General features: G+C 35.8%; 13 protein-coding genes. 7 read left to right on the top strand and 6 right to left on the bottom strand.

Annotated elements, in window-relative coordinates; all coding sequences use genetic code 11:
* Nucleotides 1-4: 4 nt before the first annotated feature.
* The 4 genes from D569_RS0107905 to D569_RS0107890 all read left to right on the top strand — a co-directional run bounded on the left by D569_RS0107905 (nt 5) and on the right by D569_RS0107890 (nt 2,702).
* A complete protein-coding gene (locus D569_RS0107905; protein WP_018931877.1) occupies nt 5-517 on the top strand; it encodes an HAD-IIIA family hydrolase in 513 nt (170 codons plus the stop codon).
* 47 nt (nt 518-564) lie between these two features.
* Nucleotides 565-1,488, top strand: a complete 924-nt coding sequence (locus D569_RS0107900; protein WP_018931876.1) for a hypothetical protein — start codon at nt 565-567, stop codon at nt 1,486-1,488.
* 72 nt (nt 1,489-1,560) lie between these two features.
* Nucleotides 1,561-2,064 (top strand): GrpB family protein, encoded by a 504-nt coding sequence (locus tag D569_RS23430; RefSeq protein WP_083939013.1) that lies wholly within the window; start codon nt 1,561-1,563, stop codon nt 2,062-2,064.
* A 140-nt stretch (nt 2,065-2,204) separates the two neighbouring features.
* Nucleotides 2,205-2,702, top strand: a complete 498-nt coding sequence (locus tag D569_RS0107890) for a GNAT family N-acetyltransferase (RefSeq protein WP_018931875.1) — start codon at nt 2,205-2,207, stop codon at nt 2,700-2,702.
* A 192-nt stretch (nt 2,703-2,894) separates the two neighbouring features.
* Here the strand turns inward: D569_RS0107890 and D569_RS0107885 are convergent, their stop codons facing one another.
* From D569_RS0107885 to allC, 6 genes are all read right to left on the bottom strand, one after another.
* A complete protein-coding gene (locus D569_RS0107885) occupies nt 2,895-3,086 on the bottom strand; it encodes a hypothetical protein (RefSeq protein WP_018931874.1) in 192 nt (63 codons plus the stop codon).
* A 131-nt stretch (nt 3,087-3,217) separates the two neighbouring features.
* The gene (locus D569_RS0107880; RefSeq protein ID WP_018931873.1) at nt 3,218-4,171 is read right to left on the bottom strand and encodes an SDR family NAD(P)-dependent oxidoreductase; all 954 of its coding nucleotides are present in this window, start codon (nt 4,169-4,171) and stop codon (nt 3,218-3,220) included.
* A gap of 97 nt (nt 4,172-4,268) precedes the next feature.
* The gene (locus D569_RS0107875) at nt 4,269-4,877 is read right to left on the bottom strand and encodes a TetR/AcrR family transcriptional regulator (protein WP_018931872.1); all 609 of its coding nucleotides are present in this window, start codon (nt 4,875-4,877) and stop codon (nt 4,269-4,271) included.
* 371 nt (nt 4,878-5,248) lie between these two features.
* Nucleotides 5,249-6,583: an allantoinase AllB gene (allB, locus tag D569_RS0107870; protein ID WP_018931871.1), complete on the bottom strand. Its 1,335-nt coding sequence runs from the start codon at nt 6,581-6,583 to the stop codon at nt 5,249-5,251.
* Nucleotides 6,584-6,608: 25 nt separating this feature from the next.
* Entirely contained in the window at nt 6,609-7,868 is a 1,260-nt protein-coding gene (locus D569_RS0107865) for a pyridoxal-phosphate-dependent aminotransferase family protein (protein ID WP_018931870.1), read from the bottom strand.
* Between the two features lie 14 nt (nt 7,869-7,882).
* A complete protein-coding gene (allC, locus tag D569_RS0107860; protein ID WP_018931869.1) occupies nt 7,883-9,139 on the bottom strand; it encodes an allantoate deiminase in 1,257 nt (418 codons plus the stop codon).
* A gap of 176 nt (nt 9,140-9,315) precedes the next feature.
* Here allC and D569_RS0107855 point away from each other — a divergent pair, with 176 nt between their 5' ends.
* From D569_RS0107855 to uraH, 3 genes are all read left to right on the top strand, one after another.
* Nucleotides 9,316-10,932, top strand: a complete 1,617-nt coding sequence (locus tag D569_RS0107855) for a PucR family transcriptional regulator (protein WP_018931868.1) — start codon at nt 9,316-9,318, stop codon at nt 10,930-10,932.
* A 140-nt stretch (nt 10,933-11,072) separates the two neighbouring features.
* Nucleotides 11,073-11,567, top strand: coding sequence for a 2-oxo-4-hydroxy-4-carboxy-5-ureidoimidazoline decarboxylase (uraD, locus tag D569_RS0107850; RefSeq protein WP_018931867.1), 495 nt, complete (start codon nt 11,073-11,075; stop codon nt 11,565-11,567).
* Between the two features lie 16 nt (nt 11,568-11,583).
* Nucleotides 11,584-11,934 carry a hydroxyisourate hydrolase gene (uraH, locus tag D569_RS0107845; RefSeq protein ID WP_018931866.1) on the top strand — a complete coding sequence of 117 codons (351 nt, stop codon included), beginning with the start codon at nt 11,584-11,586 and terminating at the stop codon, nt 11,932-11,934.
* The last annotated feature ends 22 nt before the right edge of the window (nt 11,935-11,956 follow it).

The raw sequence follows: 11,956 nt of genomic DNA, 5'->3' as shown, positions 1-11,956 counted from the left end.
GGAGGTGAAAGTTGCATTTTTTGACAGAGATGGCACCATCATTGAGGATTATCCGGACCATGAATGGACTAGAATTAAGAATCCAGTTTTTAAAGTGGGAGCAATAAATACTCTAAAAGAAGTTTTAAAGAAGGGTTACCAAATAATAATTATTACCAATCAATACATTATTCATGAAGGGCATATTACGATCGACCAGTATCACGATATAACCAATCAAATGATAAATGGATTAAAATATCAAAATATAGAAATACTTGATATTTTCTATTGCCCACATAGTAAAAGAGAGGGGTGCCATTGTATTAAACCAAATACTGGAATGATTGAGCAGGCAATTCAAAAATACCCGAAAATTAATTTAGAGGATTCTTTTATGATCGGGGATTCAGCTGATGATGTAAATTTAGCTATTAATATCGGAATAAAAGGCTTTGGAATAGGTATTGGTTCTAATGATAACAAAGGAAATATATATCAATTGAATAATATAAAAGATTTAATATCTTTTATCTAGTTAAAGTCTTAATGTTACCTAATCTGTAAAAATAGGAGGTTTTATAGATGAAAATATCAAAAGAATCATTCGACAAGTCGAGTGCCTGGATCAAACGAAATGCCAGACCGTTAGAAGCTGCCAGATGGAGCTATCTTTTTGAAGGAGTAACCAGAGATAAGGTTATTCATTATTTATCTGCTTTTCAAAATAAAGACGGAGGATTTGGTCATGGCATTGAACCTGATTTTTGGACACCGGATTCATCTCCAATGGCTACATGGACAGCAGGTCAAATATTAATGGAAATAGAAGCAAGCGCAAATGAAAAAATTGTACAATCTATGCTTACGTATTTAGTAGACACCTATAATGAAAATATAGGAATGTGGGCGTCCGTGCTGCCTGAAAATAATCAATATCCACACGCACCATGGTGGCATTGGAAAGAGGGAGTTCAGGATAACTGGATGTTTAACCCTAGTGCTGAATTAGCAGGCTTCCTCATTCATTGGTCACCAGACAATAGTGAAGCATCACAGTTAGGGTGGACGGTGATGAAAAAGGCAATAGACCATTTGATGAATAGCAATAAAATGGATAGCCATGAGATCAATAATTACCAGCGATTATTCCAAGTTCTCAAGATGCATGCTGATGAGCCGTTATTAAACGATATCTCGAATAAAATAAATACACTAATTGAACAGACTGTCGATAAAAATGTGCCAGACTGGGCAACGGGATACAAACCTCTACCACTTGATTTTATTGATAGCCCTGATCATCCACTTTATGAAAATATGAGCGATTTAGTAGAGCAAAACTTAAGTTTTTATGTAGACCAATTATCTGAGGAAGGTACTTGGGATATTTCCTGGGAATGGGGGAGTTATCCAGAAGAATTTGTTGTTGCTAGAAGGTATTGGACTGGGGTTTTGCTAGTTAATAGGTACAAAATATTGAAGAAATTTGAGATAATTAAATTTTAATAGAACGGCTTTTGAATATGATATTTTTAATTAAAGTATGAAATAGCACTTTCGTGAAAGTGAGTGATTTAAATGTTAGGTGTTAATAAAGGAGAAGTAAAGCTAGTGAATCACTCGACTGATTGGAAAAACTTATTTCTTGAAGAGAAGAAATTATTGCAATCTATTATTGGGGAAAACATAATAGATATTCAACATTTCGGAAGTACAGCAATTGAAGGTATTAAAGCCAAACCTGTTGTTGATATACTGGTTGGTGTGAAAACTTTAGAAGATGTTAGAAAATTTGATAGAAAAAGATTAAAAGAAATAGGCTATTATCATTTATCGAAAGTGCAACTTGATGGAAAAGTAGTTTTTGCCAGATTTTCTGATCTAGAAAACCTAACCAAAACTCATAATATGCATATAGTTGAATACAATGGCGGTTGGTGGAAAGAACATATTTATTTTAGAGATTATCTGAATGGCAATCTGAAAAAGGCGAACGAATTCGATGTATTAAAACAGAACTTAGCAATGAGATACCCAAAAGATGAAAAATTATACAAAGGAAAAGAAGAGATTTGTAGATGATATTTTAAAGAATAGATAAGATTAGTAATTTTCATAGAAATAAGTTTTCATATTTTCTAAACAATGTTGCATGCTAGATTGATTGGATGCAACTATATATTAGCATCGCGACAGTTCATTGAAAAAAGGGGGATAAACTCTTGAATATCATCATTGAAAAAGCTAGAGAAGAACATGCAGAAGCAATTGCTAATATCTGTTCCACAGGTTGGAAACAAACGGTAGCGGGAAAGCTAAGCGAGGAATATCAAAAGAAAAATATCGCATTTTGGTATAATCATGAGCGTGTTAAAAAGGATATTACACAAGGAACTTATACTCATGTTGCATTAGATAATTCAAAAGTTGTTGGCGTTATCGGCGGCGCTAAGACAAAACCAGACACAGGAGAAGTATTTGTGCTTTATGTAGATGAAAGCTATCGGTATAAAGGCATCGGAAAACAACTACTTACGGCGCTCACCAAGCAGCAAATAGAAAAAGGTGTATCGGAACAATGGGTATCAGTGCAAGAAGATAATTATAGAGCTATTCCGTTTTATGAAGCGACAGGATTTGTCTACAGGGAGAAAAGGACTACAACTACTGAAACCGGGGAAAACCAAGTATCAATTAGGTATTCAAGAATAGTGAAGTAAAAATCAGATTTCAAGGTGGAATTTATTGGGGGTAATATGAAAATTATCGAGTTGCAAGAAAGGAATAATCTTTTTGAGAAAGCACTTCACTTTTGTTATGAATTTAATGACCTCTTATTCAACTAACGCACCCGTTAATTTAAGTACAATCCTTCACAAACTTACAATGGATTAAACAAGAGATTGGCATTATCACCGTACCATTTGTTTAGTATAGGTTGAAAAAGGACAACGAAGAAGAAATTGTGACCATTTATGTTGAAACTCAGGATCATCAGGTTCAAATCCAGTGATCATACTAGTTACTTTACTATACAGGAGTGGATAAATAGTCAGACTAGAAATCATTACAGTAATTAAGGATGGATCCAGTTCTTTTGGCACTAACCGCCTCTCCTGTTTCGCCCTCATATCCTCAACGTAAGATTAAGAATCTTCTTTCTATGTTACCTGAAAGTAGAATTATTAATAGAAGAGGTCGTTCATCACAAACGCCCTCTTCTTTTATATTATATCTAAATATTCTCATTTAAACCAAGAATATTGGAACTCCAGCTCCATAGCTCTTTAGCACGGCCAATGTCATAAGATTCCTTTGAAGAAGGCATTTCTTTTGGTCCATCAAAGTATTGTCCACTACTTGAAAAACGCTGATTCAATATTAAATTTGCAAGATCAGTTCCAGATTGTTGCGTGGTCCGTATACTGGAACGAAAGAAACGCATTAGGGGTAGTACATTATTCCACATGAATTTAAGTATAGGATTGTAATCTCTAGATAAACTAGATCCCCTTCCAGGCATCATTCCTGGATTAAATGCTTTTACAGTAATTAATCGATTGGCTTTCTCAATACGTCGAGCTAGTTCGTAGCTAAAATAGAGATTACATAACTTCGAGGTTGTATAACGCGTTTGCCCCCTACTAAGAGATGAAAGATTTGCTAATGATTCATCCGATTTTTGTGGATTAGCCATAATACTAGGGTGGAGATAAATTGGTGCAGGCATACCTGTTTTCATAAGTGGATCATGGGTATCACTGCTTACAACAACTATAGAGCCACGATCTTGAATCTGGTTAAGTAATAATCTTACAAGTAAAAAATGACCAAGATGATTAACTCCAAATGTCCCTTCTATTCCATCAACAGTAGCTTGAGTTCCTTGTACAAATTGAACACCTGCATTACAAATAATGGAATGCAAAGGTGGAAGATCAGCTTCATTGAATTGATGAACAAAATGATGTATGGATGAGAACGAGGCTAAATCCACTACCATTCCTGAGATATGTTGATTCCCTGTTGTTTGAATCAATTCTTGGGCAGCAGTATTTACCCTTTCTTTATTACGCGAAGCCAAAATTATGTGCCAATCATTATTAGCTTTTGCAATCACTTTAGCACATTCATACCCTAATCCAGTATTCCCTCCAGTTATAATCACAGTCTTTTTTTCTTTACTCATAAAATTTTCCTCCTTATTAATACTTATATATAATACGATACAGTATCGTATCGTATTATGTCAATAAAATAACCTCGCTTTAAATGCAAGGTTAAAATTATTTTTCTTTTATCCCGTTCAAAATCATATCAATTCCAGCCCTTAAATGAGGTTGTAAATCTGTTGTAGATGGCTTGAGTAAAAGTTGATAAATAATAAAACCAATTAAAAATTCGGAAACTAGATCTAAATTTACTTCTTTACGAATATTCTCTTCCTCAAGATATTTTTGAAGCAAATTTGAAATTTCCTTTGTTTTAGGCAGTGAATGGTTTTCCCAATAAGATTCGGAAATCTGTGAATTACTTGATAATGTTGACATTAGTAGGGAGAGCATTTGTTTACCAAGAGGGTTATTCATTTGCTCTGTGAAGTTTCGTGAGAGTTCAAATAAGACATCCTCTAACTTCCCTTTTATAGAGATATTAAATTCTGGTTTCAACTGTTCCAGTGCAGCAAGAATTAACTCATCTTTATTTTTCCATCTCCGATAAATAGAACTCTTACCTACTCCAGCTTTCGTAGCAATAGTTTCCATACTAATTTTTTCAACACCAACTTCTGCAAGAAGAGTTAGTGTTGCATCAAGAATACGTTTATCAACATCACTACTTCTTGGTCTTCCCCGTTGGAATGTGTTTTCAGAATTACCACTATTAGAATTCAATGGTACTTACCTTCTTTCGTAATGCATAATGACACATTATACCATAAGTTACTTATAGATACATTCTTAGCGATATTCTTTTAACTTCAAGATTAATATTGTTTCTTCAACTAACCTGCCCCGTTAGATGAAGAACTTAACTTTCTGAACTATATTTAACGTTTTAACATAAAATTTCCAAATATTCTTCGTATATTCTGTATGAATGAATTCGTTGCATTATCATTCACATTCACCATTAGCGCAGCACATATGTCATAGCAGTAAATAATAAAAGACCAAATCATATGTGATTTGGGCTGCTAAATAGACTGTTTTTTGTAATTTTGTAATCCAAAACCGAACCCGTTACCAAGTAGGTGGGGAGCTATTTAGCAAGAAGTTGTTCTTACTTTCGACTCATCAAAAACAACATTACCCCGATTGTATGTCCTCAACACACTACAAGGAAAACAATGATCCTCATATAAGCTGTGTTTATGTTTCGCATAATAATTATATGGTGAGACGACGGTCTCTTTATCTAAAGAAATAATCGCAAAATCAGCGTCATAACCAATGTCAATTTTCCCTTTTCCATCTAATGAGAATCTTTTTGCTGGATTTAAAGCGGTCCAATCCGCGATTATTTCCAAGGAAATATTGTGTTTTTTGACAAGCTCCAACATGGAAAGTAACGTGAATTGGCCACCACTAATTCCTCCCCAAGCACTAAAAATATCGTGAGTGACAGGATCCTTCAGCGCAAAAGGGGCTGGGGAATGATCAGATGCAATGATGTCAAATTCGTTGTCACATAACAGTTGGATTAGCTGTTTTCGTTCTTTTTCCAAGCGTAACGGTGGTGAACATTTAGCAACAGCACCTTTTGTTTGTAAGGCCGAATGGGAATATAATAAATAATGAGGACAGGTCTCAACGGTTACATCGATCCCTTTTCGTTTTGCTTCACGAATTTTTTCGACAGCCTGTGGACTACTGATATGAACAAAATGTAAAGGACAGCCTGTTACTTCTGCATAAGTAAGTGCTTTATGTACAGCTTCTACTTCTGCAACTATTGGTCTTGATGTTAAATAGTCATCTGCGGATAACTTTTGTTGAGCGATCTTTTCAGCAGTCAGGAAATTTGTGATCGTTCTACTTTCGGCGTGAAGTGCCAGTATTTTATCTAAGCGAGCTATTTCTTTCATGCCTTGAATAAGCGTATCATCATCTACAGCTGAAAATTCTTCGTTTCCAGAATCAGAAATAAAAGCTTTAAACCCTACTACCCCTGCTGAGGCAAGGTTGGATAAATCTTCTATGTTACCGGGAACAAGACCTCCCCATAGGTAGTGATCTATAACTGATTTCTTTTTGGCTAGCTCATTTTTTTCTTGAAAGGCACGAAGGTTAGTCGTTGATGGTATTCCGTTTAATGGCATATCGAAATAGGAAGTATAGCCACCAGCGGCTAACATATAAGAACCAGTTGTGAATCCTTCCCAATCCTCACGTCCGGGCTCATTGAAATGTACATGAACATCGATTGCTCCGGGAAATATATACAGACCTTGGGCATTATCCACTTGCGTAGCAGGTAGATTGATTTGATCATCAATCGCGGTAATTTTTCCAGCTTTTACTCCTATATCTTTCGTTTTTACACCATCAGGGAAGACAACTTTTCCATTTTTGATCACTAAATCTAAATGATTGCTCATAGAAACTCCTCACTTTTCGAAAAAATTAGACAACTGATACAGACGGTTGGATATTTTGTGTGTAAAAATCTAATGCAGCTGTTGTTGCTTTGCCAGGCTTGATATCTGCATGATGATATAATAGAGTAGCTTCCAATGCACCGAGAACAAATAAAACATTTTCTTTACGACAACTATAGCCCATCGTACCAATCCGCCATATTTTACCTTCTAACGGTCCAAAAGATTTGGCGATTTCGATACCGAACTGCTGCAAAAGCATGGAGCGAACCAATTCAGAATCTATCCCAGTTGGAACCTTAATACATGTAACAGTAGGCAGTTTCGCTGATCGATCTCCGAATAATTCCAATCCCATAGCTTCAATGCCAGTAATTAATGCTTGCTCATGAAATAGATGTCTATTAAATCGTTGTTCCAATCCTTCTTCAAGGATAATACGCAAACCTTCACGGAGGGCATATAACATCGAGGTTGCTTCGGTATGATGATTTAACCTGCGTGGGCTCCAGTAATCCTGTAACATACTAATATCTAGATAATTACTTTGTATAAAAGACAGACTTCTATTAAGTTCTCGTTGTTTATCTTCATTGGTTGAAATCCCTAACTCTACTTTTTTTCGTTGCTGAACAATGTCTTCCACTCGATCATTATACGTAATTGGAGCCATTCCAGCAGGTACTGATAAACATTTCTGAGTACCACCAATGACTGCATCGATCATCCATTCATCTACTTTAATGTTGACCCCGCCAATTGATGCGACCGCGTCTACAATCATAAGCGTACCCGCTTCTCGGCAAGCTGGACCAATTTTATCAAGAGGTTGCATACAACCTGTCGAGGTCTCGCCATGTACAAGTGCTAGAATTTTCGGTTCCACTTTATTTATCTCATCAATAATGTCCTGTTGATCAAATACTTCTCCCCATGCACATTCAATTGTGTGAACATCAGCACCATATCGTTCGCAGATTTCTGTCAGCAAGTATCCGAACCTGCCGAAAATTGGGATCAAAACCTTATCACCTTTCTCAATGATACTGCATAATAATGCTTCAATCCCTGATCTTGAGGTTCCATCAACTGGAAAGGCCCATTTGTTGTTCGTTTGGAAAACTTCGCGCAGCATTTCCATTACTTCATTCATGATATTCGTAAAGGCTGGGTCAAATTGACCGACAATAGGAGTACTCATGGCACGTAATACTCTAGGATCAACTTCGACAGGTCCTGGAGTCATAATCGTTCGCATTGGTGTGTTTAAGTCCGTATACTTCATATTGCAACCCTCCCTTAGGTGTAGGCTAATTCATATAAGTAATTGATTAATACATGGACACCATTCTCTAAGTCCTCTTTTTTGGTAAATTCCATAGGTGAATGGCTGATTCCTTTTTGACTTGGTACAAAAAGTAAAGCAGTTGGGCAAAATTCTCCAAACACTTGCGCATCATGTCCTGCACCACTCACAAGAGAACGAACAGAAATATTATGTTGGATTGCAACTTTCTTGGATAATAGGGTCAGCTTTGGATCCATCGCTACTGGTTTGACATTCATCCAAGGATGGATGTCAATGGGCATATCAAGTTCTTCGGAAATGGACGTAAAGTATTGGATTAGATCGTCACAATATTGATCTAACAACGGATCGTTATAATGGCGAACATCGAGTGAAAATTCAACTTCACCAGCAATGACATTTGGTACATTTGGTTTCGCATTTATTTTTCCAACTGTAACAACAAGGTCTTTATCTAGACGTTTCGCTTTCTCTGTCAGATAATAAATATATTGAGATGCTAGACTTATAGCATCTTTCCGGTATGGCATAGGGGTTGTTCCTGCATGATTGCTTTCACCTTTGATACAAATGGAAAACCTTCTTTGACCAACAATGTAGTCGACAGCCCCTATCGATGTGTTACTGTAATCTAATACCAACCCTTGTTCTATATGCATTTCAATAAATGCATCAATATCCTTTCTTTGAGGTGAGCGGTATGTAGCGGGGTCAAAACCTGCTTTTTTCATGGCTGTCGCTAAGGAAATCCCCTCCGTATCTTTTATACTTAATGCATCCTTCAAGGTATACTTTCCTGTTATATTTCCTGACCCCCAAAATGTAAGTGGAAATCGGCTGCCTTCTTCTTCGCATAAGGAAACAATTTCAATAGTTTTATGTGGGCGACCATATTTTTGATACAATATTTTGGTAGCTAAAAAACTAGCGATAATTCCAAAAACACCGTCATATTTTCCACCGTCTATTACTGTATCAATATGAGAACCAGTTAATATCGTCTTATCTTTTTGCTTTGTTCCTTCTAATCTTCCAAATAGATTACCGACACTGTCAAAGTATGCAGTAAAGCCATTAGCCTTCATCATATTCTTTAATGCCAGTTGAGCTTCAAGCCAGGCTTCTGAGTAAAGTAAACGATTGGCACCACCAATATCGGATTGACCGAATGAAGCTAACCAGTTTACTAATGTTTCCACATCTCGTATTTGAAATGGATCAGTTTTTGTTTCTGTTATCAAATCCATGCACCTCAATCCTACTTTGCGTTATCCGTTTAAGTTATACCTAAGTTTACCAATTGCATTCCAAGTGTTCATTAGCAATATTGTCATATTTATTAACAGTTGTTGTGCAAATCCACTAAAGGTCGTGTCATAATTATTCCAAACATCTAAAATAAAAAAGAAGGGAAGAGTTTTACATGAGAGTGTCTGAGTTAATTAATGTACCGTCCTTAGAAGGATGTAAAATAATTGCTGGAGATGAAGGATTGGATCGCGAAGTGCAATATGTCAACATGATGGATGCACCGGATATTGCAAAATTCTTGAAACCGAACGAATTGCTAGTAACTACGGCGTATCACATGAAAGATCATCCAGAATTATTAGGAAAATTAGTGAAGCAAATGCACGAACAGGGATGTGCAGCATTAGGCATCAAAACAAAGAGATTCTTATCAGAAATTCCTCAACAAGTACTTCAATTAGCAAAAGCTTTTTCATTTCCGATTATCGAAATTCCCGTTCAAAGTTCTCTTGGTGATATTGTCAACCAAACATTAAGCAAAATATTGGATAAACGAACTAACGAATTGATATCCGCTATTGATATTCACCGACAATTTTCCAACCACATGATGAGTGGGAAAGGAATTGAAAGTCTATTGAAAAATTTATCGAAAATGGTTCAATATCCTGTTATTCTATTAGATCCATACTTAAAGCCGATTGCTTCTTCCATTTATAACAGGCAAGCAGCCAATATTGTAGAAAAACTCTATGTTAAAGATATTGTGTCATATTTTCCAGATATCAAATTTTTTAGTTTCTCGACTATTCACGATCAACAATCGTATTCTGTCTTTGCAGTATATACTCATAATCGGAAGGCTGGTTATCTTGTAATACTGGGAGAAATAATACCAAGTGATCATGCGACAACATTAACAATAGAACAGGCAACTAATGTTATTTCCTTCGAATTGGTTAAAGAGAATGCGTTAACACAGTATTCTAGACGGGTAAAGAATGAGTTCTTTTATAATTTTACGGAAGGAATGTTTACTTCAGATGAAGAAGTCATCAACCGAGCAAAAGAGTTTTCGATCGAAAATAATAATAATTATATCTGTGCCACAGGTAAATTGGAACAAAGGAACAGAATGATTGGCAGTTATACACAAAGTCAACGAGAAATTGATGAAATGTATGAATATATTGAGGATGAACTGATCAGTTTTTCGTTATCTACTCATTTATTTACGAGAGGTGATAAATGTATTTTTTTATTTGAGAAGGCTCATTATGATGAGGAAGTCCATAACTATATTATTTCATCTTTAGAACTGATTCAAGAAAAGGTGCAATCTAAATTTGCTTGTACTATTTCATTTGGTGTAGGAAATCTTGCTAGAAATTTTCTGAACGTAAAAAATAGTTTTAAAGAAGCAATGGATGCCTTAGAGACTGGACGTATGGCAGGGAAAGTTGGATTTATTCAGAGTTATAAGACAAAAGATGTTATAGAGTTGCTTCGAATTATTCCGGAGGAGGATTTACTGGAGTTCTATCAAAATATATTACATCCATTAGTCCGAATGGAAGAAGATGATGATACATTGCTTCAAACAGTATTTGTGTATCTAGAAACACATAGCCAGATCTCAGAAACAGCTAAACGTCTATTCGTACACAGAAATACAGTAGTTTATCGATTAGAAAAATGTGAGGAGATTCTTGGTCGAAGCCTGAGTGATCCAGACGTAACGATTCAAATTAGACTTGCACTCAGAATTAAGAAGGTGTTAGATCTTTAACCGTATACCGTGATTAATAATCTTGCTCAGAATTATCGAAAATGCTAATTATATAGGAACTTTTTGTATATCTTGCATCATGACATGTTCAGTCTTTCACTTTACAATAAAAGTAATTACTGTAATGAGGGGGCGTCGTGATGAGAATAGAAGATTTGAATGCCATGAGTAAGGAAGAGTTTGTAGAAACCTTAGGTTCAGTTTTTGAACAATCCCCTTGGATAGCTATCAAAGCAGTAGAAGACAGACCATATGATTCGGTAGAGGATTTACATCAACGAATGGTCGAAATCGTACGTGACTCGACGAGAGAAGAAAAGCTGGAGTTGATTCGATCACACCCTAATTTAGGAGAACGTTTAAAAATGAGTGATGATTCTGTAAAAGAGCAGCAAGGAGCAGGTCTGCAAAATTTAGATGAACTAGAATACAAAAAATTCCAAACGCTTAATTACCAATATAGTACGAAGTTTGAGTTTCCCTTTATCATAGCTGTAAAAGGGAGGACAAAGGAAGAAATTTTTAATTATATGTGTGAGCGAATCTTAAAAGATCCAGCCATTGAATTTGAGCAGGCGTTAAAAGAGATATATCAAATTGCCCGGTTCCGCTTAGAGGAACAAATTATAATGTAAAGGAGTTATAAAAAAGATGGCGATAACTACTCATGTTTTAGATTTAACCTATGGAAAACCGGGAAGTCATATAAAAATTGATCTGTATCAGATAACTAAAAATGGAAAGGAGTACTTGAAAACAGTGGTGACCAACCAGGATGGCAGAATTGATGAGGCAATGCTTACGAGAGAAGAAGTAACAACAGGAGAATACGAATTCCTGTTTCATATTGGAGAGTATTTTCGTGTTCAAGGCATAGAACAACAAGAGCCCTATTTTCTCGAATTTGTCCCTGTACGATTCGGAGTACAAAATCTAGAATCCCACTATCATATACCATTACTTATTTCCCCATGGGGTTATCAAGTATATAGAGGAAGTTAGAGAAGACTAGAGCAAAAGTGCT

It is taken from the genome of Gracilibacillus lacisalsi DSM 19029 (assembly GCF_000377765.1).
Taxonomy (GTDB): Bacteria; Bacillota; Bacilli; order Bacillales; family Amphibacillaceae; genus Gracilibacillus; species Gracilibacillus lacisalsi.
This window is presented reverse-complemented; position numbering and strand designations above follow the sequence as displayed.